The organism is Blastococcus sp. TML/C7B, assembly GCF_016612845.1.
Lineage (GTDB): Bacteria > Actinomycetota > Actinomycetes > Mycobacteriales > Geodermatophilaceae > Blastococcus.
The window spans coordinates 1,657,886-1,680,224 of record NZ_JAEOAA010000001.1 but is presented as its reverse complement, the minus strand read 5'-3'; the positions used below and the strand labels follow the sequence as shown (position 1 = coordinate 1,680,224).

The 22,339-nt window shown below is 74.4% G+C and carries 19 protein-coding genes and 2 pseudogenes; 13 read left to right on the top strand and 8 right to left on the bottom strand.

The features are described from left to right. Window positions 1–372 precede the first annotated feature (372 nt). The 6 genes and pseudogenes from JKP76_RS23955 to JKP76_RS08215 form a co-directional block, all read right to left on the bottom strand. Window positions 373–774, bottom strand: a pseudogene (locus tag JKP76_RS23955) (glycosyltransferase family 2 protein); the annotation flags it as partial. 242 nt (window positions 775–1,016) lie between these two features. Next, window positions 1,017–2,033, bottom strand: coding sequence for a methylmalonyl Co-A mutase-associated GTPase MeaB (meaB, locus tag JKP76_RS08235; protein WP_200490369.1), 1,017 nt, complete (start codon window positions 2,031–2,033; stop codon window positions 1,017–1,019). Window positions 2,034–2,056: 23 nt separating this feature from the next. After that, window positions 2,057–4,177: a methylmalonyl-CoA mutase gene (gene scpA, locus JKP76_RS08230; RefSeq protein WP_200490368.1), complete on the bottom strand. Its 2,121-nt coding sequence runs from the start codon at window positions 4,175–4,177 to the stop codon at window positions 2,057–2,059. A 102-nt stretch (window positions 4,178–4,279) separates the two neighbouring features. Then, the gene (locus tag JKP76_RS08225; RefSeq protein WP_200490366.1) at window positions 4,280–6,211 is read right to left on the bottom strand and encodes a methylmalonyl-CoA mutase subunit beta; all 1,932 of its coding nucleotides are present in this window, start codon (window positions 6,209–6,211) and stop codon (window positions 4,280–4,282) included. Then, window positions 6,208–7,500: an amidohydrolase gene (locus JKP76_RS08220; protein WP_200490364.1), complete on the bottom strand. Its 1,293-nt coding sequence runs from the start codon at window positions 7,498–7,500 to the stop codon at window positions 6,208–6,210. The genes JKP76_RS08225 and JKP76_RS08220 overlap by 4 nt, the downstream gene beginning before the upstream one ends. Beyond that, entirely contained in the window at window positions 7,497–8,702 is a 1,206-nt protein-coding gene (locus tag JKP76_RS08215) for a glutamate--cysteine ligase (RefSeq protein ID WP_200490362.1), read from the bottom strand. The genes JKP76_RS08220 and JKP76_RS08215 overlap by 4 nt, the downstream gene beginning before the upstream one ends. Before the next feature lie 71 nt (window positions 8,703–8,773). Between JKP76_RS08215 and JKP76_RS08210 the strand changes: the two genes are divergently transcribed. From JKP76_RS08210 to JKP76_RS08185, 7 genes are all read left to right on the top strand, one after another. After that, window positions 8,774–9,586, top strand: coding sequence for a purine-nucleoside phosphorylase (locus tag JKP76_RS08210; protein WP_200490360.1), 813 nt, complete (start codon window positions 8,774–8,776; stop codon window positions 9,584–9,586). Continuing rightward, window positions 9,583–9,714 (top strand): hypothetical protein, encoded by a 132-nt coding sequence (locus JKP76_RS22315; RefSeq protein WP_255522523.1) that lies wholly within the window; start codon window positions 9,583–9,585, stop codon window positions 9,712–9,714. The genes JKP76_RS08210 and JKP76_RS22315 overlap by 4 nt, the downstream gene beginning before the upstream one ends. A 37-nt stretch (window positions 9,715–9,751) precedes the next feature. Further along, entirely contained in the window at window positions 9,752–10,402 is a 651-nt protein-coding gene (locus tag JKP76_RS08205) for an NAD(P)-dependent oxidoreductase (RefSeq protein WP_309232889.1), read from the top strand. A gap of 340 nt (window positions 10,403–10,742) precedes the next feature. Beyond that, window positions 10,743–12,050, top strand: coding sequence for a phospho-sugar mutase (locus tag JKP76_RS08200; protein ID WP_309232888.1), 1,308 nt, complete (start codon window positions 10,743–10,745; stop codon window positions 12,048–12,050). A gap of 194 nt (window positions 12,051–12,244) precedes the next feature. Beyond that, on the top strand, window positions 12,245–12,826 hold the full coding sequence (locus JKP76_RS08195; RefSeq protein WP_200490358.1) for a DUF6318 family protein: 582 nt from the start codon (window positions 12,245–12,247) through the stop codon (window positions 12,824–12,826). A 227-nt stretch (window positions 12,827–13,053) separates the two neighbouring features. Then, window positions 13,054–13,734, top strand: a complete 681-nt coding sequence (locus tag JKP76_RS08190) for a hypothetical protein (RefSeq protein WP_242471225.1) — start codon at window positions 13,054–13,056, stop codon at window positions 13,732–13,734. 91 nt (window positions 13,735–13,825) lie between these two features. Then, window positions 13,826–14,386 (top strand): dihydrofolate reductase family protein, encoded by a 561-nt coding sequence (locus tag JKP76_RS08185; protein ID WP_200490354.1) that lies wholly within the window; start codon window positions 13,826–13,828, stop codon window positions 14,384–14,386. Between the two features lie 9 nt (window positions 14,387–14,395). Here JKP76_RS08185 and JKP76_RS08180 read toward each other — a convergent pair whose 3' ends face one another. Further along, window positions 14,396–15,286, bottom strand: coding sequence for a Gfo/Idh/MocA family protein (locus tag JKP76_RS08180; RefSeq protein WP_200490352.1), 891 nt, complete (start codon window positions 15,284–15,286; stop codon window positions 14,396–14,398). Between the two features lie 2 nt (window positions 15,287–15,288). Continuing rightward, window positions 15,289–15,912 (bottom strand): uracil phosphoribosyltransferase, encoded by a 624-nt coding sequence (gene upp, locus JKP76_RS08175; protein WP_200490350.1) that lies wholly within the window; start codon window positions 15,910–15,912, stop codon window positions 15,289–15,291. A gap of 140 nt (window positions 15,913–16,052) precedes the next feature. Here upp and deoC point away from each other — a divergent pair, with 140 nt between their 5' ends. The 6 genes and pseudogenes from deoC (at window position 16,053) to JKP76_RS08150 (ending at window position 22,312) form a co-directional block, all read left to right on the top strand. Continuing rightward, entirely contained in the window at window positions 16,053–17,048 is a 996-nt protein-coding gene (gene deoC / locus JKP76_RS08170) for a deoxyribose-phosphate aldolase (protein WP_242471224.1), read from the top strand. Between the two features lie 3 nt (window positions 17,049–17,051). Next, on the top strand, window positions 17,052–18,494 hold the full coding sequence (locus tag JKP76_RS08165) for an aldehyde dehydrogenase family protein (protein WP_200490348.1): 1,443 nt from the start codon (window positions 17,052–17,054) through the stop codon (window positions 18,492–18,494). Next, window positions 18,491–19,363, top strand: a complete 873-nt coding sequence (locus JKP76_RS08160; protein ID WP_309230010.1) for an aldehyde dehydrogenase family protein — start codon at window positions 18,491–18,493, stop codon at window positions 19,361–19,363. Before JKP76_RS08165 ends, JKP76_RS08160 begins: the two co-directional genes overlap by 4 nt. A 56-nt stretch (window positions 19,364–19,419) precedes the next feature. Continuing rightward, window positions 19,420–19,632: pseudogene (locus JKP76_RS23950) on the top strand (MFS transporter); the annotation flags it as partial. Window positions 19,633–19,720: 88 nt separating this feature from the next. Beyond that, entirely contained in the window at window positions 19,721–20,869 is a 1,149-nt protein-coding gene (locus tag JKP76_RS08155) for an MFS transporter (RefSeq protein ID WP_375335628.1), read from the top strand. A gap of 48 nt (window positions 20,870–20,917) precedes the next feature. Next, complete coding sequence (locus JKP76_RS08150; protein ID WP_200490347.1) at window positions 20,918–22,312, top strand: hypothetical protein; 1,395 nt, start codon at window positions 20,918–20,920, stop codon at window positions 22,310–22,312. Window positions 22,313–22,339: the final 27 nt, after the last annotated feature.

Sequence of the window (22,339 nt, the reverse complement as noted above, 5' to 3'; positions counted from 1 at the left end):
CACGTTGCCACGCGGGCGGTAGACGGCCACGAAACCGGGGTCCAGGCGGATCGGGACCTCGGCGGCGATGTGGCGGATCAGCTTGGTGTCGTCGCTGGCCAGGGCGGCGTCGCCGGTCGGCCAGGCGACGCGGCAGGCCTCGACGAGCAGCGCGCGCGGGGCGATGAAGACGCCGGTCCCCTTGGGGTGCTGGTTGAACGTCTCCAGGCCGAACTCGACCGGCTCCGGCGCGCCCAGGTAGCCGCCCCAGAAGACGTGGGTGAGCACCTCCCAGAAGTGGCCGACCAGCGGCGCGTCGGGGTCGGTGACGCAGTGGCCGTTCCAGACGGTCGTGCGCGGGTTCGCGGCGGTGACCGCCTCGACGTGGGCGAGGCTGCCCGGGCCGAGCAGGACGCGGCTGTCGAGGAGGAGCACCTGCTCGGCGCGGGCCTCCTGCAGGCCGGCCCAGCGGGCGAGGAACCGGCCCTTGTTCTCCTGGCGCAGGACGCGCAGGGCCGCGGGGTAGGTGGTGGCGAGCGAGGTGATGAGCTCCGCGGTGCCGTCGGTCGAGCCGTCGTCCACGACGAGGACCTCGGCGGTCCACGAGGTGGCGGCGAGCGCCCGGGCGCAGGCCTCCAGGGTGGAGGGCAGCCACTCCGCCGAGTTGTAGGACGGGATCACCACGGTGAGGTCGGGGCGCTCGCGCTCGCTCTGCTCCACATGTCCCCCTCGCCCAGCCGCAGTACCGGCAGCTGGTGTCGTTCGCGTAGCCGCACCGTCGCCCGCCGTGATCATCGCTGGACCGGACTGACTCGTCCGCCGGACACGCGGGCGTGTGACCCGTGTGGCGACGGACCGGGAGTTCCGGTGCTGCGCAGGAAAAGGCGTTACTCAGCGCTACTTTCTGTAAGCAGAAAGTACCAGCGGCGAGACGGAACGGTCACTCTCACAACTGCGTGTCACCAGCCGGGTGCTGGGCGAAATGTGCCGAAGTGTCGACACGGGACTCGGCTGTTCCGGACGCCTTCCTGCGGCGGTCAGCCGGCGGGGCGCTGCCCCAGGAAGGTCTCCAGGATCTGGCGCGCCGCCAGGGCCGGGGTGAGCTCCTCGGCGAGCACCGCCTTCTCCAGGGTCGGCGCCACCGCGCGGACGTCGGGGTGCGCCCGGAGCGCGTGGTCCAGCCCGTCCCGCACCAGCTGCCAGGTCCAGCGGACCTGCTGGCTGCGCCGGCGCTCGTCGAACTCCCCGGAGGCCTTCATCCGGTCCTGGTGCTCGACCAGCTTGGCCCAGACCTCGTCCAGGCCGTCCCCGGTGAGGCCGGCGCAGGTGAGCACCGGCACGTCCCACGTCTCGCCGTGGCCGCGCAGCATCCGGATCGCCTGGGCGAGCTCGCGCGCGGCCTTCCGCGCACCCGGTAAGCCGTCCCCGTCGGCCTTGTTGACGGCGATGACGTCGGCGATCTCGAGGATGCCGCGCTTGATGCCCTGCAGCTGGTCGCCGGTGCGCGCCAGGGTGAGGAAGAGGAAGGAGTCGACCATCTCGGCGACGGTGATCTCCGACTGCCCGACGCCGACGGTCTCCACGAGCACGACGTCGTAGCCGGCGGCCTCGACGACGACCATCGACTCCCGCGTCGCCTGGGCGACCCCGCCGAGCGTGCCCGAGGTCGGGGAGGGCCGGATGAAGGCGTGCGGGTCCACCGACAGCCGGACCATCCGCGTCTTGTCGCCGAGGATCGAGCCGCCCGACCGCGCCGAGGACGGGTCGACGGCGAGCACCGCGACCTTCGAGCCGGCCGCGGTCAGCGTCACCCCGAGCTGGTCGATGAACGTCGACTTCCCGACGCCGGGGACGCCGCTGATGCCGACGCGGCGCGCTCCCCCGGCGTGCGGCAGCAGCTCGACCAGCAGCTCCTGCGCCCGTTCCCGGTGGTCTGCGCGCCGCGACTCGACCAGCGTGATGGCGCGCGCCATCGTCCGGCGGTCGCCCGCCAGCACGCCCTCGACCAGCGCGGGGACGTCGACCGCCGGGCCCCGAGGGGCAGAAATGGCCATTTCTGCCCCTCCCTCCGGGCGCATCAGTGCCCCAGGCGGCCGGACAGGGTGCGGAGCAGCTCCTGGGCCGCCTCGGCGATGACGGTGCCGGGCGGGAAGACCGCCGCGGCTCCCATCTCGTGCAGCGTCGGCACGTCGTCGGGCGGGATGACGCCGCCGACGACGATCAGCACGTCGTCGGCACCCAGCTCGGCCAGCGCGGTCTTCAGCGCGGGCACGAGCGTGAGGTGGCCGGCCGCCAGCGACGAGACGCCGACGACGTGCACGTCGGCCTCCACCGCCTGGCGGGCCACCTCGTCGGGGGTCTGGAACAGCGGGCCCACGTCGACGTCGAAGCCGAGGTCGGCGAAGGCGGTCGCGATGACCTTCTGGCCGCGGTCGTGCCCGTCCTGGCCCATCTTGGCGACCAGGATGCGGGGGCGCCGGCCCTCGGCCTCCTCGAAGGCCTCGGCCATCCGGCGGGTCTCCTCCATGGGGCTGTCCTCTCCCGCCGTGCGCCCGGCCATCGCCTCGTCGCGGTAGACACCGGAGATCGTGCGGACCTGGCCGGCGTGCCGCCCGTAGACCTCCTCCAGCGCGTCGGAGATCTCGCCGACGGTGGCCTTCGCGCGGGCGGCGTCGACGGCGAGCTTGAGCAGGTTCTCGTCCAGGCCGCTCCCCCGCCGCCCCTCGGCGGCGGCGCGCGCGGCCCCGGTGAGGCGACGCAGCGCGTCCTCGACCGCCCCGGCGTCACGGTCGGCGCGCAGCTGCTCGAGCTTGGCCTTCTGCTGGGCCAGGACGTCGGCGTTGTCGACCTTGAGCACCTCGATGGTCTCGTCGGCGTCCACCCGGTACTTGTTGACGCCGATGACCGGCTGGCGGCCGGAGTCGATGCGGGCCTGGGTGCGGGCCGCCGCCTCCTCGATCCGCAGCTTCGGGATGCCCTCGTCGATGGCCTGCGCCATACCGCCGGCCTCGGTGACCTCCTGGATGTGCGCCCAGGCGCGGCGGGCCAGGTCGTAGGTCAGCTTCTCGACGTAGGCCGAGCCGCCCCACGGGTCGATGACCCGGGTGGTGCCCGACTCCTGCTGCAGCAGCAGCTGGGTGTTGCGGGCGATGCGGGCGGAGAAGTCGGTCGGCAGCGCCAGCGCCTCGTCGAGGGCGTTGGTGTGCAGCGACTGGGTGTGCCCCTGGGTGGCGGCCATGGCCTCCAGGCAGGTGCGGACGACGTTGTTGTAGACGTCCTGCGCGGTCAGCGACCAGCCCGAGGTCTGCGAGTGGGTGCGCAGCGCCAGCGACTTGGGGTTCTGCGCGCCGGCCTCCTTGACCAGGCGGGCCCACAGCAGCCGCCCGGCCCGGAGCTTGGCGACCTCCATGAAGAAGTTCATGCCGATGGCCCAGAAGAACGACAGCCGCGGCGCGAAGGCGTCGACGTCGATGCCGGCGTCCTTGCCCGCCTTCAGGTACTCCACGCCGTCGGCCAGCGTGTACGCCAGCTCCAGGTCGGCGGTCGCCCCGGCCTCCTGGATGTGGTAGCCGGAGATCGAGATGGAGTTGTAGCGGGGCATCTCCTGCGAGGTGAAGCTGAAGATGTCGCTGATGATCTGCATCGAGGGCTTGGGCGGGTAGATGTAGGTGTTCCGCACCATGAACTCTTTGAGGATGTCGTTCTGGATCGTCCCCGTGAGCTGCGCGGGCGTCACGCCCTGCTCCTCGGCCGCGACGATGTAGAGCGCCAGCACCGGCAGGACCGCGCCGTTCATCGTCATCGAGACGCTCATCTTGTCCAGCGGGATGCCGTCGAACAGCTGCCGCATGTCCAGGATCGAGTCGATCGCCACGCCCGCCATGCCGACGTCGCCGACCACGCGCGGGTGGTCGGAGTCGTAGCCGCGGTGCGTGGGCAGGTCGAACGCGACGCTCAGGCCCTTCTGGCCGGCGGCCAGGTTGCGCCGGTAGAAGGCGTTGGACTCCGCGGCGGTGGAGAACCCGGCGTACTGCCGGACGGTCCACGGCTGGGTCGTGTACATCGTCGGGTAGGGGCCGCGGAGGAACGGCGGCAGGCCCGGGAGGGTCTCGAGGAAGTCCAGACCCTCCAGGTCGGCGGGCGTGAACAGCGGCGGGACGGAGATGCCCTCGGGGGTCTCCCAGGCCGCGTCGGCCACGCTGCGGCCGGGTGGTCTTCTCGAACGCCTGCGCCCACTCCTCGGTGGAGGCCGAGGCGGTGGGGCGGCCGAGCTCGACGTCGCCGAAGTCGGGGATACCGGTCATGACTGCACTCCTTCGAGGCCCAGCTGCGCGTGGACGGTGCGGAGCACGTCCAGGGCGTCGCATCCGGCGTACACGTACCCGTCGACCCCGTCGACGGCGAGGTCGGGCTTGCCGGCCAGCCACACCTGCGTGGCGCCGGCCTCCTTCAGCGCGGCGGCCAGCCCGGCCGCCTGCTCGGCGTAGTCCTTGTCCGTCCCGCAGATGCAGGCGACGGTCGTCCCGGCCTCGCGCAGGCCCTCGGCGAGGTCGCCGGCGGGCGTCGCCAGGCCACCGGCCTGGAACAGGTTGCCGGCGAAGCTCGCCCGGGCGGTGTGCCGGGCGATCGGACCGATGGTGGCCAGGTAGACGGTCGGCCGCTCGGGCGCCGCGTCGGCGGCGTCGCGCAGCGCCTCGTACTCCTGGGCGGCGCGCACGCGGGGCAGCCCCCCACCGGGGTGCAGCTCGGCCGCGGGCTGCCGCTCGGGCAGCTTCTCGGCGAGGTTGGGGAACTCGCTGACGCCGGTGATCGCCTCGGCGCGGGTGGCCAGCCGCTTCGAGCGGGCGTCCCACGCGGTGGCGATGCGGTCGCGGACCAGGCCGGAGTCGAGTGCGGCGGCCAGGCCGCCGGCCCGCTCGATCTCGGTGAACCACTCCCAGGCGGCGCGGGCCAGCTCGTCGGTCAGCGACTCGACGTACCAGGAGCCGCCGGCCGGGTCGAGGACGCGGGCCAGGTGGCCCTCCTCCACGAGCAGGCTCTGGGTGTTGCGGGCGATCCGCCGGGCGAAGGAGTCGGGCAGGCCGAGAGCTGCGTCGAAGGGCTGCACGGTGACGGCGTCGGCGCCACCGACGCCGGCGGCGAAGCAGGCCACCGTCGTCCGCAGCATGTTCACCCAGGGGTCGCGCCTGGTCGTCATCACCGAGGAGGTGACGGCGTGCTGCCGCTGGCCGCGCACCTCCGGCGAGGCGCCGCTGACCTCGCCGACGCGGTCCCACAGCCGGCGCGCGGCGCGCAGCGCGGCGATGGTCGTGAACTGCTCGGCGCCGGCGCTGTAGCGGAACTCCAGCTGGCCGAACGCCTCGTCGACGGAGAGCCCGCCGTCCGTGAGGGCCCGCAGGTACGCGACGCCCGCGGCCAGCGAGCAGCCCAGCTCCTCCACGACCGAGGCGCCGGCGTCGGCGAAGACCGTGCCGTCGACGACGACGCTGCGCAGGTCGGGGTGGGCGGCGGCGCGGCGGGCCAGCGCGGCCAGGCCGCCGAGGTCCTGCGGCCGGCCGGAGGCGGCGGAGTCGCCGAGCGGGTCCAGGCCGAGCGAGCCGCCGGGCGCGATGGGGGCGTCGGTGTCGCTGCGGGCCTCGATCAGGTCGAGGAACGCCTCGGCCGCGACCGTCCCGCCGGAGACGCTGACCGGGGCCAGGTCGAGGTAGACGTCGGCGAGCACCTCGCCGAGCCGGTCGGCGGGCACGGCGCCCTCGCCGACGACGAGCCACAGCGAGGTGACGCCGTTCTCCAGGTCGGCGGCGATCGCCTCCTTGGTGACCGCGACGTCGGGGTGCGCGTGCCGCTGGCGGACGTCCCAGCCGCCGGGCACGTCGCCGTCGGCACCGCCGGCGGCGCCGGAGGCCCCGGCGCGCGAGCCGCGGACGAAGGGCGGCAGGCCGGGGACGCCGGCCGCGGTCGGCAGGTCGGCCGCGTCCTCGGCGGTGTACAGCGGGGCGACGGTCACGCCCGGGGCGACGGGGCGGCGCAGCGCCTCCTCCACCGGCTCGGGGAGCTCCTCCCGGCCCGCCTTGCGCAGCACGCCGGCGACCAGGTCACGCCACTGGTCGCGGGTGACGCCGGGGAACTCGGCGGCCAGCCCGAGGTCCTGCGGGACCTCGTGCTCGCTGGGGACCTGCGCGTCGGCCCGCGCCGGCGTCGCGTCGCTGCTGTGCTCGTCGGTGGAACTCATGCTCGGGGGGACTCCTCGTCGACTCGTCGCGCAGCAGTGTCTCCGGGGCCGCGGCGCCCCGTGCGGGCGGGTGGCGGCGGACCGCTCCCGGCGGGTGCGGCGGCGTCGGCGGCGAGGGCGTGCAACGCGGCGCGGGCGAGCAGCCGCACGCCCACGCCGATGGCCCGCTCGTCGACGTCGAAGGTGCCGCGGTGCAGGTCCAGCTCGGCTCCGCCGCCGTGCGTGCCCAGCCGCGCCAGCGCGATCGGCAGGACGTCGGCGAACCAGCCGAAGTCCTCGCCGCCCATGCTCTGCGGGGAGAGCACGACGCCGTCGGCGCCCACCGCCTCGAGGGCGGCCGAGCGCAGCAGCGCCACCGAGCGGGGGTCGTTCACCACCGGCGGGACGCCGCGCACGTAGTCGACCTCGACCTCGGCCCCGGTGGCGGCCGCGACCCGGGCCACGAGCGCGCGGATGATCTCCTCCGCGCCCTGCCAGGCGTCCCGGTCCAGCACGCGGACGGTGCCGCGCAGCGTGCCCCGCTGAGGGATGGCGTTGGCCGCGACGCCGGCGTCGACCGAGCCCCACACCAGCGACATCCCCGCGCGCGGGTCGACCTGGCGGGAGAGCAGCCCGGGCAGCTCGGTGATCAGCCGGCCGAGCGCGTCGACCAGGTCGACGGTCAGGTGCGGCCGGGCGGTGTGCCCGCCGGGGCCGGTGAGGGTGACGTCGATGCGGTCGCAGGCCGCGGTGATCGCGCCGGTGCGCAGCCCGACCGAGCCCGCGGGCACCGACGGGTCGCAGTGCAGCGCGAACGCACGGGAGGCGCCGTCGAGCACGCCCGAGGCGACCACCTGCGTGGCGCCGCCGGGCACCGTCTCCTCGGCCGGCTGGAAGACGCAGCGCACCCGGCCGGGCAGCCCACCGACCGCCTGCAGCGCCAGCGCCACCCCGAGGACGACGGTGGTGTGCACGTCGTGGCCGCAGGCGTGGCACACGCCCTCGCGGGTGGAGGCGTACGGGACGTCCTTGAGGTCGGGCAGCGGCAGCGCGTCGATGTCCCCGCGCAGCACGACCGTCGGGCCGGGGCCCTCCCCCACCTCGACGACCAGCCCGGTGCCGGTGGGCAGCCGCACCGGCGAGAGCCCGGCCGCGCGCAGCCGCTGCTCCAGGAACGACGTCGTCTCCACCTCGGCGTAGGCCAGCTCGGGGTGGGCGTGCAGGTGGCGGCGCACGGCGACCAGCTGCGGCGCGTGGGTCTCCACCCAGTCGTCCACCGCCGCGCCGAGGCCCTCGACGACGGGGGTCACGCCGCGTGCCCCCCGGCGCAGTCGCCCGGGCCCGGGGCCGGCTCGGTGGGCCGGCCGACCGGCCCGGTCGCGGGCAGCCCGTCCCGCATCTCGGCGAGCAGGCTGTCGACCACCGGCCGCAGGTCGCCGTCGCTCCCGGCCGCGACGGCCCGCTGGCGCTGGTAGGAGGCGCCGACGTCGAGCACGCGCAGCACGTCGGCGAGCTCGGCCTCGCAGCCCAGCCGCCTGGCGGTGGGGCGCAGCTCCTCGACCAGGTCGACGATGGCCTGCCGCACCGGCCGCACCGTGCCCTTGTCGTCGACGACGATGTCGGCGTCCAGGCCGTACCGGGAGGCCCGCCACTTGTTCTCGCGCAGCACCCAGGAAGCGGGCGTGGGCAGCGTGTAGCCGCGGTCGAGCTGGGTGTCGAACTGCTCGACCAGGCACTGGGCGAGCGCGGCGACCGCCCCGATCTCGTCGAGGGTGGGCAGGCCGTCGCAGATGCGCAGCTCGACGGTGCCGAAGTCGGGGTGCGGCCGGACGTCCCACCACACCTCGCGGACGCTCTCGATCGACCGCGTGGAGATGAGCGTCTCCATGTACTCCTCGAACTCGGCCCAGTCCGCCAGCTGGTAGGGCAGCCCCGCCGTCGGCATGCCCTCGAAGATCTTGGTGCGGGAGGACGCCAGGCCGGTGTCGCAGCCGACCCAGAACGGGGAGGACGAGGACAGCGCGAGGAAGTGCGGGATGTACTGGCACAGCGCGTTGACGATCGGGATGGCCTTCTCCGGCGCCCGGATGCCGACGTGCACGTGGACGCCGAAGATCTGCATCCGGCGGGCCATCCACTGCATCCGCTCGACCAGCTCGAGGTAGCGCTCCTTGGGCGAGACGAGCTGGCTCTGCCAGTCGGTGAAGGGGTGCGTGCCCGCGCACAGCAGCCCCAGGCCGCGTTGCTCGGCGGCGGCGGCGACCTCCGCGAGGGTGCCGGCGAGGTCGGCCTTCGCCTCGGAGACGGTGGTGCAGACGCCGGTGATGATCTCGATCGTCGACTGCAGCAGCTCGTGCTTGGCCTTGGGGTGCTCCTCGGCGCCGTCGGGGCGCAGCTGCTCGAGGATCTCGACCGCGCCGGGGACCAGTTCGCGCGTCTCGAGGTCGACCAGCTGCAGCTCCCACTCCACGCCCAGGCTGGCCCGCTCGGACGACCGGAAGGGGATCTCCACGGGCCGGAGTCTAGGGAGGTCCGGCGCTGCCCACCCGGCGACCGAGCACCGTCACCCGTTAGCGTCCCTCCGTGGACCAGCACCCCGGAACCGACGCGCACTCCGTCGCCGCCCTCGCCGCCGACGACCTCACGACCGCCCTCGGTGGGCAGCACGACGTCGCGGTCGTGATGGGCTCGGGCTGGGCGCCCGCGGCCGACGCCTTCGGGCCGGCCGAGTACAGCGTGGCCATCGGTGAGCTGCCCGGTTTCCAGGCCCCGACCGCGATGGGCCACGGCGGGGAGATCCGCTCGGTGCGGGTGGGTGAGCGCAAGGTGCTGCTCTTCCTCGGCCGCACCCACCTGTACGAGGGCCGCGGCGTCGAGCCGGTCGTGCACGGGGTGCGCACCGCGGCCGCCGCGGGCGTGAAGACGGTGCTGCTGACCAACGCCGCCGGCGGGCTGGCCCCCGAGCACCGGGTCGGCCAGGCCGTGGTCATCGCCGACCACCTGAACCTGACCGCCCGCTCCCCGCTGGTGGGCGGCAACTTCGTCGACCTCACCGACCTGTACTCCGCGCGGCTGCGCGCCCTGGCCCGCGAGCTGGACCCGCAGCTGGCCGAGGGCGTGTACGCGGCGCTGCCCGGCCCGCACTACGAGACCCCCGCCGAGATCCGGATGCTGCGCACGATGGGCGCCGACCTCGTGGGCATGTCGACGGCGCTGGAGGCGATCGCGGCGCGCGCCGAGGGCCTGGAGGTCTTCGGCCTCTCCCTGGTCACCAACGCCGCCGCCGGGATCACCGGCGAGAAGCTCGACGGCGACGAGGTCATCGCCGCCGGCCGCGAGGCCGCGGGCCGGCTCGGCGAGTTCCTGGTGCGCTTCATCGGGCAGCTGCCGTCGTGACCGGGCCGGTCCTGGTGACCGGCGCGGCCGGGCTGATCGGCACCGTCCTCCGCGGCGGGCTCCCCGAGCGCGGCTGGGCGGTGCGCAGCCTGGACGTCGTCCTCGGTCGAGGAGCCGCGGCCGGGTGAGGAGCACCTCGTCGCCGACACCACCGACCTGGCCGCCGTGACCGAGGCCGCCCGCGGCGCCGGCGCCCTCGTGCACCTCGCGGGGATCGCCACCGAGTCGACCTGGCCGGCGATCGCGCACACCAACATCGAGGGCACCTACTGTGCGCTCGAGGCCGCGCGGCGGGCCGGTGTCCAGCGGGTGGTGCTGGCCGGCTCGAACCACGCCACCGGCTACACCCCGCGACCGGACGGCGGGCTGCTGCGCGAGGTGGACGCCCCGCCGCGGCCGGACACCTACTACGGCGTCTCGAAGGTGGCGATGGAGGCGCTCGGCTCGCTCTACGCCGACCGCTACGGCCTCGACGTCGTCGTCCTGCGCATCGGCAGCGCGTTCCCCGAGCCGACCACGACGCGGCACCTGTCCACGTGGCTCTCCCCCGGCGACACGGTGCGGCTGGTCGACGCCGCCCTCCGGACGCCCTCGCCGGGCTTCCGCGTCGTCTGGGGCGTGTCGGCCAACACCCGCGCCTGGTGGGACCTCACCGCCGCCCGCGCGCTGGGGTACGAGCCGGCCGACGACGCGGAGGTGTACGCCGAGGCGCTGATCGCCGCGCACGGCGAGCCCGACCTGTCCGACCCGGTGCACGCCCGCGTGGGCGGCGAGTACGCCACCGCCGAGTTCGACTCCGACCGCTTCGACGCCTGAACGGGACTCCCCCGCATGACCGACGACCTGCTCGCCACCGCCCGCGCCTGGGCCGACGCCGATCCGCACGAGGGCGACCGGGCCGAGATCCTCGCGCTCGTGGGGTCCGGCGACGTCGCCGAGCTGGGCGACCGGTTCGCCGGCCCGCTGACCTTCGGGACGGCGGGGCTGCGCGGGCCGCTGCGCGCCGGGCCGGCGGGGATGAACGCCGCGGTGGTGACCCGCGCCGCCGCAGGGCTGGGCGCCTGGCTGGCCGGGTCCGGCTCCGCGGGCGGCGGGATCGTCAATCGGCTTCGACGCCCGGCGGCGGTCCGACGAGTTCGCCCGCATCTCGGCCTCGGTGCTGGCCGCGGCCGGTTTCGCGGTGCAGGTGCTGCCGCGGGCGCTGCCGACGCCGGTGCTGTCGTTCGCCGTCCGCCACCTGGGCTGCGTCGCCGGGATCATGGTGACCGCCAGCCACAACCCGCCGGACGACAACGGCTACAAGGTCTACCTGGGCGACGGCGCGCAGCTGGTGCCGCCGGCCGACCGGGAGATCGAGGCCGCGATCGCCGCCGTCGGCCCGGCCCGCGAGGTGCCGCTGTCGGACGAGTGGCTCACCCTCGGCGACGACGTCGCCGCCGACTACGTGGCCGCGGTGGTCGCCGCGCTGGCGCCCGAGCGGGTGCCGTCCCGGGGCGGGCTGCGGGTGGCCTACACGGCGATGCACGGCGTGGGTGCGGAGACGACGCGGGCGGTGTTCGCCGCCGCGGGCCTGGCCGAGCCGGTGAGCGTGCCGGAGCAGGACGAGCCCGACCCCACGTTCCGCACCGTCGCCTTCCCGAACCCGGAGGAGCCGGGCGCGACCGACCTGCTGAAGGCCCTGGCCGAGCGGACCGGCGCCGACGTCGCCATCGCGGAGGACCCGGACGCCGACCGGTGCGCCGTGGTGTGCGGCGGCCGGCAGCTCACCGGCGACGAGGTCGGCGCGCTGCTGGCCGACTGGCTGCTGCGCCGCGGTGTGCGCGGGACGTACGCGTCCTCGCTGGTCAGCGGCTCGCTCATGCACGTCGTGGCGGGCGCGCACGGGGTGCCGTCGGAGGAGACGCCGACCGGCTTCAAGTGGATCATGCGGGCCGGCTCGGACGCCGCGCCGCTGGTCTACGGCTACGAGGAGGCTCTCGGCTACTCGGTCTCGCCGTCGGTGGCGCGGGACAAGGACGGCATCTCGGCGGCTCTGGCGGTGGCGCTGCTCGCCGCGGAGCTGAAGGAGTCGGGGAGGACGCTGCTGGACCGGCTGGACGAGCTGGCCGTGGAGCACGGGCTGTTCGCGACCGGGCAGCTGTCGGTGCGGGTCGACGACCTGACGCTGATCTCGGACGCCATGGCGCGGGTGCGGGCGCGGCCGCCGGCCACCCTGCTCGGGCGGCCGGTGACGTTCGCGGACCTGGCGCTGGAGCCGACGCCGGTGGACGCGGTGCGGCTGCTCGGCGACGGCGTGCGGGTGATCGTGCGGCCCAGCGGGACCGAGCCGAAGCTCAAGGCCTACCTGGAGACCGTGGTGCCGGTGCACCAGGACGCCGGGCTGATCGCGGCGCGCGGCCGCGGCGAGGACGAGCTGGACCAACTGCGCGCGGAGATGTCGGCGGCGCTCGGGCTGCAGGCCTGACCCCGGTCGTCTCATGCGAGGGATCCATCTGCCGTCCCGGACGCTCATGCGTGCTCCCTCGTCCCCGGTGGGGGTCACACGCTGGCATGAACCTGGGACCGCGCGGGTGGGTTGTCCACAGGGAGGGCTGCCCGTCCGGTCCGTTGCTGGTCTGCATAGTCTCCGGCGACGGTCGATCGACGGAGGGGTCACGCGTGACGCGACGCTGGACGGTGCGCCTGGCGGGCTGCCTCGTCGCCGGGGTGGCGGTGCTCGCCGGCTGCTCGGAGGAGCAGGAGGCCGCGCAGACCCTGCCCTCGCCCAGCAGCGCTGCTCCGGCGGAGGAGGAACTGCCGCCCCTCGGCCCGGCGGACCTGCCGATGCCTGCCGAGGCCCGCACTCCTGACGCCGCGGGCGCCGAGGCCTTCGTGCGGTACTACATCGAGCTGATCAACCGGACCTCGACGGTCATGGACGCTCAGCCCCTGCGCGAGTTCAGCGACGGCTGCCGGGACTGCGACCGCATTGCGGACAACACAGAAGAGGCCGCGGCCGCTGGAAACGCCTATCGCGATGGCGAAATCACGATCACGAGATTCGATCCGCCTCTCATCCAGGAGTCGACAGCCTCAATCACTATCGCCTTCGACCAGGACGCGCTTGCAGTTGTCGATTCGGTCGGCAATCCTGTGGCGGACGGTAGTTCCGAGGCTTACACCGCTTTGCCAGGCGGGGTCGGCTTGCGATGGCACGAAGCCCATGACTCCTGGCTAATCACCGATTTCACCGTCGGATGACGAGTATGCGTTGGGTTCTCCTCCCGTTTCTCGTAGTCGCACCCCTCTTCGCCACCGCTCCAGCGGCCGCCGCTCCATGCGGGGATCGCTTCTGCCCGGACGTCGAGACGGCTCCTGGGGCGCTCACGGCTGCCTATCTGGAGCAATCACCTGGCAACAACTGGATTGCTTCGAATACTGCACCAGCCGAACATCCATACACGTATCAATTGTCCGATCCGTGCGTCGTGAACGACCGGGAGACCGGCTTCTGCAACCGGACCGATGACGGTGAATGCCTTGCCCCGCCCGACCGGGTGATCCGGGACCTGGTCATCGAGCAGCGACGCCTGGCGATCACCGGGCCCGACGGCGCCACCACCACCGTCGACGGCCTCCCGACGAATGGCGCCCCCGTCGGCACGCCGCTGGGCCCGTGGATCCAGGGCGCACGCGGCTGCGTCGACATCACCGCGCTCAACCCACCGCCGTCGCCGGGCGAGGTGTTCCGCTACTTCCAGACGCTCCCCCTCCCCCAGCTGCCCACGCGCCAGCAACCGCCGGGGAACGCCCTGGTCGGCCTGCCGGTCGTCTTCTACACCGACGGCCCCACGACCCAGACCTTCACGCTCGACATCCGCGGCTTCACCGTCGACATCGCCGCCACCGCCTCGTCGTTCACCTGGCACACCGGCGACGGCACCGACCTCACCAGCACGACGCCCGGCGCGCCCTACCCGCGGCACACGATCAGCCACGACTACGCCGGCGGCAGCTGGACCGCCTCCCTCACGACCACCTGGTCGGCGTCGTTCAGCGTCGACGGGGGCCTCGAGCTGCCCGTCCCGGGAACCACCACGACCGAAGGCCTCCCGGTCACGTTCACCGTGCTGCAGGCTCGCCCCGTCCTGACCAACCCGTACGACTGAGCGGGCGCTCCGCCGGCCGCACCGATGAGTCCGGCCGGCACCTCCGGTCATGACGGCGACGCCAGCCACCACTGCCTGCCCGAGGAGAGCCATGCGCCGGATCGTGATGCACCTGGGGATCTCCCTGGACGGCTACTTCGAGGGCCCGGACGCCGACATCAGCTGGCACCGCGTCGACGAGGAGCTGCACTCCTACTTCAACGACCTGCTGGCCGGCAGCGGCGCCTTCCTCGAGGGCCGGGTCACCTACCAGCTGATGGAGGACTACTGGCCGAACGCCGACGAGGGGCCCGACGTCCCGGAGCCGGTCGCCCGCTTCGCCGAGATCTGGCGGAGCACGCCGAAGGTCGTCTACTCGCGGACCCTGGACACCCCGGGACCCAACGCCACCGTCGTGCGGGACGTCGTCCCCGAGGAGGTGCGGGCCCTGCAGGCGCAGCCCGGCGGCGACATGGTGGTCGGCGGGCCGGTGCTGACGGAGTCGTTCCGGCGGCACGACCTGATCGACGAGTACCGGATCTTCGTCAACCCCGTGCTGGTCGGGCACGGCCGTCGGCTGTTCGAGGAGGGTCCGCCGGCCGACCTGCGCCTGGTCGAGACCAGGCCGTTCGGCAACGGCGTCGTCATGCTGCGGTACGAGGTGGAGCGCTGACCGCGGGGCTCAGCGGGGCACGGTCTCCCGCCGTCCGGAGGCCAGCGCCCGGGCCGCCGTCTCCAGGACGACGACGACGTCCCGGCCGAACGCGACGTCGCAGGGGTGCGCCCCACCGGTGAGCGCCGCGGCCTGCAGCTCGTCCACGGCGACCGCGAACGCCTCGACCGCCGAGCCGGCCTCGGGCAGCAGCACCAGCCGGCCGGCGTCGCCGTGCACGAAGAACTCGACACCGCCGGACATCGACGCCACCGTCAGGGACAGCGTGACCGTCGACGCGGCGCCGGACTCGTGCGCGAGCACCAGGTGCACGGTGTCGAGCAGGCCCGCGCCGGCCTGCACCGAGACGACCGGCCCGAGCGCGGGCACGAGCACCGAGAGCGCGTGCGGCCCGACGTCCCACAGCGCGCCGTGCTCCTGCCGCCAGGGCGAGGCGGCGAACGGCGTGCCGGCGACCGACGCCAGCCAGGAGCCGGCCCCGCCGGCCAGCCGGGTGCGGCCGGCCTGGGTCAGCCAGGTGGCCGTCGCGTCCTGGAAGCGCAGGGTGAAGAAGACGACCGAGGCCACCCCGGCGGCGTGCACCGCGTCGGCGACCCGGTCGGCCGCGGCCGCCGAGAGCGCGACCGGCTTCTCCAGCAGCAGGTGCTTGCCGGCCGCGGCGGCGCGCTCGGCCAGCGGCGCCTGGACGTCGGGCGGGAGCGCGATGGCGACGGCGTCCACCTGCCCGAGCAGCTCGTCGACGTCGGCCACGCCCGGCACCTCGAACTCCGCGCCCAGCGCCTCGGCCTTCGCCAGGTCGCGTCCCCAGACGCCGGCCAGCTCGGCCGACGGGTGCGCCGCGAGCGCCGGGGCGTGCACGGCGCGTGCCCAGGGGCCGGTGCCGAGCAGCCCGACGCGCATCCTCAGACCGCGCCGAACTGGCGGTCGCCGGCGTCGCCGAGGCCCGGGACGATGTAGGCGTTCTCGTTGAGGCCCTCGTCGATGCTCGCGGTGAAGACCCGCAGCGGCAGGCCGCTCTCCTCCAGGCGCCGGACACCCTCCGGCGCGGCGAGCGCGCACAGCACGGTGATCTGGGTGGCGCCGCGGGCGGTGAGCAGACCGCAGCAGTGCACCAGCGAGCCGCCGGTGGCGAGCATCGGGTCGAGCACGAACACGTGCCGGTCGACCAGCGACTCGGGCAGCGAGGCCATGTACGCCTCGGGCTGGAACGTCTCCTCGTTGCGGGCCAGGCCGACGAAGCCCATCTGCGACTCGGGCAGCATGCCGTGCGCGGTGTCGGCCATGCCGAGGCCGGCGCGCAGCACCGGCACGATCAGCGGCGGCGCCGCGAGCCGGTACCCGGTGGTCTCCACCACCGGCGTGCGGATCGTCTCCTCCGCGATGTCGAGCTCACGGGTGGCCTCGTAGACCAGCATCTGGGTCAGCTCGCGGAGGGCGGCGCGGAAGGCGGCGTTGTCGGTGCGCTCGTCGCGCATCCGGCTCAGCCGGGCTCGGGCCAGCGGGTGGTCGACGACGGTGAGCTGCACGGGAGGAACGGTAGCGGCCGCCCCCTCCGGGGAGCAGGCCCGCCCGAACCGACCGCTCACGCCGCGCGCGGGCACGTCACGCACTCCCTCGGGGTGAGCGGGGAGCGGACGGCGAGCGCGGACAAGGGAGAATGGCCGGCATGACCCACGTGCTCGACCCCGACGCGCTGCCCGGGGCGACCCCCGCGGTGCACGCGCCGCTGCCGCCGTACGACGACGTGACCCGCTCCGACTCGGCGTTCCGCGCCTTCCTGCACGGCCTCCCCGGGGTCGACCAGGTCGGCGCCGAGGCCCGCGTCGCGCAGCTGGGCACCCGCTCGATCAAGACGACGTCGAAGGCGTGGGCGATCGACACCGCGATCTCGATGGTCGACCTGACCACGCTCGAGGGCGCCGACACCCCCGGCAAGGTGCGCAGCCTCGCCGCCAAGGCGATGCGCCCCGACCCGAGCGACCCGACCTGCCCGCGGGTCGCCGCCGTCTGCGTCTACGGCGACCTCGCCGGCGTCGCGCGCGAGGCGCTCGGGGACAGCGGCGTGCACGTCGCCGCCGTCGCCACCGCCTTCCCGAGCGGCCGGGCCAGCCGCGCGGTCAAGCTCGCCGACGTCCGCGACGCCGTCGAGAACGGCGCCGACGAGATCGACATGGTCATCGACCGCGGCGCCTTCCTCGCCGGCCGCTACCTCGACGTCTACGAGGAGATCGTGGCGGTCAAGGAGGCCTGCGGGGACGCGCACCTCAAGGTCATCCTCGAGACCGGCGAGCTGGTCACCCTCGACAACGTCCGCCGCGCCAGCTGGATCGCGATGCTCGCGGGCGGCGACTTCATCAAGACCTCCACCGGCAAGGTCAGCCCCGCCGCGACCCTCCCGGTCGGCCTGGTGATGCTCGAGGCGGTCCGCGACTTCCGCATCGCCACCGGCCGGCAGATCGGCTTCAAGCCCGCCGGCGGCATCCGGACGACGAAGGACGCGATCAAGCACCTCGTGCTGATCAACGAGACGGCCGGCCCGGACTGGCTGCACCCCGACCAGTTCCGCTTCGGCGCCTCCAGCCTGCTCAACGACCTCCTGCTCCAGCGCCAGAAGCTGCGCACCGGCCACTACTCCGGCCCCGACTACGTCACGGTGGACTGACCCATGAGCGTCTTCGAGTACGCCCCCGCGCCCGAGTCGCGGTCCATCGTGGACATCGCGCCCTCCTACGGCCTGTTCGTCGACGGCGAGTTCGTCGACGGCACCGGCGAGCCCTTCGACTCGATCAACCCGGCCACCGAGGAGGTCCTCACCAAGGTCGCCTCCGGCAGCGCGGCCGACGTCGACCGCGCCGTGCGCGCCGCCCGCCGCGCCTTCGAGCGGACCTGGGGCCCCATGCGCCCGGCCGACCGCGGCAAGTACCTGTTCCGCATCGCCCGGCTCCTGCAGGAGCGCGCCCGCGAGTTCGCCGTCCTCGAGTCCCTGGACAACGGCAAGCCGATCCGGGAGTCCCGCGACGTCGACGTGCCGCTGGCCGCCGCGCACTTCTTCTACTACGCCGGCTGGGCGGACAAGCTCGAGCACGTCGGCCTGGGCACCCAGCCGCGGCCGCTCGGCGTCGCCGGCCAGGTCATCCCGTGGAACTTCCCGCTGATGATGCTGGCCTGGAAGGTCGCCCCCGCCCTGGCCGCCGGCAACACCGTCGTCCTCAAGCCGGCCGAGACCACCCCGCTGACCGCGCTGCTGTTCGCCGAGGTCTGCCGGCAGGCCGACCTCCCGGCCGGCGTGGTCAACATCGTCACCGGCGCCGGCGACACCGGCCGCGCGGTGGTGGAGCACGCCGACGTCGACAAGGTCGCGTTCACCGGCTCCACGGACGTCGGCCGGCAGATCGCCCGCGCCGTCGCCGGGACCCGCAAGAAGCTGACGCTGGAGCTCGGCGGCAAGGCGGCGAACATCGTGTTCGACGACGCCCCGATCGACCAGGCCGTCGAGGGCATCGTGCAGGGCATCTTCTTCAACCAGGGCCACGTCTGCTGCGCGGGCAGCCGGCTGCTGGTGCAGGAGTCGATCCACGACGAGGTCATCGCCGCCCTGCAGCGCCGGATCGGCACGCTGCGCGTCGGCGACCCGCTGGACAAGAACACCGACATCGGTGCGATCAACAGCGCCGAGCAGCTGGCCCGCATCCGGGAGCTCTCCGACATCGGCGAGGCCGAGGGCGCGCAGCGCTGGCAGCCCGCCGGCGACCTGCCCGGCCGCGGCTTCTGGTTCCCACCCACGGTCTTCACCGAGGTCTCCCCCGCGCACCGCATCGCCCGCGACGAGGTCTTCGGCCCGGTGCTCAGCGTCCTGACCTTCCGGACGCCGGACGAGGCGGTCGCCAAGGCCAACAACTCCACCTACGGGCTCTCGGCCGGCATCTGGTCCGAGAAGGGCTCGCGGATCCTGAAGATCGCCGACCAACTCCGCGCCGGGGTGGTCTGGGCCAACACGTTCAACAAGTTCGACCCGACGTCGCCCTTCGGCGGCTACAAGCAGTCCGGCTACGGCCGCGAGGGCGGCCGGCACGGTCTGGCCGCGTACCTGAAGGGTGCCGACCAGTGATCGGGAACGACCGGCTCGCCGTCCGCAAGACCTACAAGCTGTACGTCGGCGGGGCCTTCCCGCGGTCGGAGTCCGGCCGCACCTACGAGGTCACCGACGCCAAGGGTCACTTCCTCGCCAACGCCGCCTGGGCCAGCCGCAAGGACGCCCGGGACGCCGTCGTCGCCGCCCGCGGCGCCTTCGCGAAGTGGTCCGGTGCCACCGCCTACAACCGCGGCCAGGTGCTCTACCGCGTGGCCGAGGTGATGGAGGGCCGGCACGCCCAGTTCTGCGAGGAGGTCGCCGCCGGCGAGGGGCTCAGCGCCTCCAAGGCCCGCGCCGCCGTGGACGCCGCCATCGACCGCTGGGTCTGGTACGCCGGCTGGACCGACAAGCTGGCCGCCGTCCTCGGCGGGGCCAACCCGGTCGCCGGCCCGTACTTCGACTTCTCGACGCCCGAGCCGACCGGCGTCGTGGCCGTCCTCGCCCCGCAGCAGTCGAGCCTGCTCGGCCTGGTCAGCGTGCTCGCCCCGGTGCTCGCGACCGGCAACACCGCCGTCGTCGTCACCTCCAAGGAGCGGCCGCTGCCCGCGGTCACCCTCGCCGAGGTGCTGGCCACCAGCGACGTCCCCGGCGGGGTCGTCAACCTGCTCACCGGCGACGCCGCGGAGCTGGGCACCTGGCTGGCCGAGCACGCCGACGTCGACGCCGTCGACCTCACCGGCGCCCCCGCGCACCGCGCCATGGAGTTCGAGCGGGAGGCCGCCGGCACCATCAAGCGGGTCCTCCGCGCGCCGACGGCCGAGCCGGACTGGACCGCCGACCCCGGGCTGGCCCGGATGACGCCGTTCCTGGAGACCAAGACGGTGTGGCACCCGATCGGCCTGTGACCACCACGGCCCCGCCCCTCGCGGGGCGGCGGGAGTGGCTCGGCCTGGCCGTGCTCATGCTCCCGGTGCTGCTCATCTCGGTCGACGGCACGGTCCTCACCTTCGCCGTCCCCTCGATCACCCGGGCGCTCGCCCCGACGGGCACCGAGCTGCTGTGGGCGGTCGACATCTACCCGCTGCTGCTCGCGGGGCTGCTGGTCACCGCCGGCAGCCTCGGTGACCGGTTCGGCCGCCGCCGGCTGCTCCTGGTCGGCGCGGTCGGTTTCGGCGCCGCCTCGGTGCTGGCCGCCTACGCCCCGGGCGTGCACTGGCTGATCGCCGCCCGCGCCCCTCCAGGGCGTGTTCGGGGCGGCGCTCATGCCCTCCACCCTGGCCCTGCTGCGCAACCTGTTCCTCGACCAGCAGCAGCGCCGGCTGGCGGTCGCGATCTGGGCCTCCGGGTTCGCCGGCGGGGCGGCGCTCGGACCGGTCGTCGGCGGCGCGCTGCTCGAACGCTTCTGGTGGGGCTCGGTCTTCCTCGTCAACGTCCCCGTGCTGCTCGTCCTGCTCGGTGCCGCCCGGGTGCTGCCCGAGTCCCGCGACCCCGCACCCGGCCGCGCCGACGTCGTCAGCGTGGTGCTGTCGCTGGCGACCGTGCTGCCGCTGGTCTGGGCCGTGAAGGCCGTTGCCGCCGGTGACGCCGGCCCCCTCCCGGCCGCGGCGACGGCGCTGGGTCTGGTCGCCGGCACCGCATTCGTGCGGCGCCAGCTGATCCGCCCCGACCCGCTGCTGGACCTGCGGCTGTTCCGCTCGCGGGTGGTCACCGCGGCCATCGGCGCCAACCTGCTCACCATCGCTGCGATGTCCGGCCTGCTGCTGCTCGCCTCGCAGTACCTCCAGCTGGTGCTCGGCCGCAGCCCGATGGAGGCCGGCCTCCTGCTCGTCCCCGGCCTGGTCGCCTCGGTCCTCGCCGGGCTGGCCGCCGTCCCCCTGGCGCGGCGGTTCCCCGTGCGCGGGCTGGTCGTCACCGGGCTGCTGCTGGGCGCCGCCGGGTACGTCGTCGCGACCCGGCTGGGCAGCGGGTCGCCGGCCGCGCTCCTGGTCCTCGCCTTCACGCTGGTCGCGGCGGGCGCCGGCCTCGCCGAGACGCTCACCAACGACGCGATCCTCACCGCCGCCCCCGCCGAGCGCGCCGGGCAGGCCAGCGCCATCAGCGAGACGGCCTACGAGCTGGGCACCGGGCTCGGCGTCGCCGTCCTGGGCAGCGTCCTCGGCGCGGTCTACACCACCCGGCTGGTGCTGCCCGCCGGGCTGGACGCCCCCGACCGGGCTGCCGCCGACACCCTCGGCGGCGCGGTCGACGTCGCCGGCCGGTTGCCCGCGGAGACGGCCGCCGCGCTGGAGGCCGGCGCCCGGGAGGCGTTCAGCGCCGGCGTCGATCTCACCGCCGGCATCGGGGCGTGCGTCGCGCTCGCCGCGGCCGTCCTCGTGGCGGTCGTCTGGCGCGCCCCGCGCGCGGAGGCCTGAGCCCAAAGCCGGGCGAACGCGGGCGCGCGCATCTGGCAGAGTCTCCCCGTGGCCAGGCCCAGCATCGTTCCCATCGCACTGACCCTCGACGACCGCACGGGCTACACGCTGTGGGCTCCTCCGTGGGAGGAGGACGGCGAGGAGTGGCAGGCGTTCCTCGGCACCACCGTCGAGGTGCGCGCCGACATCAACGACGACGACCCGGAGAACCCGGTGCCCACCGCCGTCGTCCACCTCTTCCCCTCGCCGGCCGCGCTCGCCGCGTTCTGCCGCAGCAGCACCGACCACGACCTGGCCGACCACCCGGTCTGGCCGGTGGTCGCCGGGCTCGGCGCCGCCGATCTCACCCCGGACGACGACCACCGCTACGACCTCGACGGCGTCTACGACATCGCCGCCGAGGAGCCCGACCGCTGGGCGGTCGAGGAGCTGGCCGCCACGGTCGACATCGTCAGCCGCCTGGCCGAGTGCCTCGACGCCGGGGACGAGGACGACGACGACCTGGCCGACGACGAGACCGAGTTCGAGGCGGTCGCCGAGCTGGTCGCCAAGCCCGAGATCGGCTCCCTCGGCCTGGGCGTCGAGGCGTTCGCGGGTCGCTCCGGCGAGGACGCCTGGGCCGGCGTCGGCGGCGCCCTGGACGACCTGTGGGAGGACGTCGTCGAGGAGCTCGGCGAGCACCTGGACTGGACCGGCGCGGGCACCGTGTCCCCCGGCGACTACCCCTCGGCCTCCGAGTCGGCCCCGGTCCTCGTCGACGAGGACGACAGCGACGACGAGGACGACGACATCGAGCCCGTCGACGTGCGCGCCGCCGGCACCGCGGCGGGCGTGCGCACCATCGCCGGCGGTGGCGGGCGGCTGGTCCACGACCCCGCCGCGGTCGCCGCGGCGGCGCGGTTCTGGGAGGGCGTCGGCATCCTGCCCGTGGAGGTCGTCGTCCCCGACGGCGCCGGGCTGACCCTGCGCTGCTACGTCGACGACGTCGCCCGCTTCCTGGGCCGCGACGGCGAGGTCTTCCTCTTCGACACCCCCGCCGACCTGGCCCGCTTCTGCGCCGGGACCGAGCAGCACGACCTCAGCGAGATCGCCTCCTGGCCGGAGGTCGTCGCAACCGACGTCCCGCCGCTGCCCGCGGAGCAGGACCGCTACGACCTGGTCGGGCTCGCCGACGTCCTGGGCGAGGTCGCCGACGGCGCCGCCGGGCTGATCGGCCTCGCGGCCCTGGCGCAGCCGGTCGAGGGCGCCCGCGACCTCGCCGAGTACGGCCGGCTGCCGCGGGTCGAAGAGCTGCTCTCCCCCACCGAGGCGCTGGGCCAGGCCGTGGCCCGGGGCGAGCGGGAGCCCGACGCCGCGCTGCGCCAGCCCGACGCCGCCGCCGTCCGCCCCGCCTGGGACGAGATCGTGGCGCTGGTCAGCGGACGGCTCGTCTTCCGCGACTGAGCGCACGGACCGAGCGCACAGCGAAGC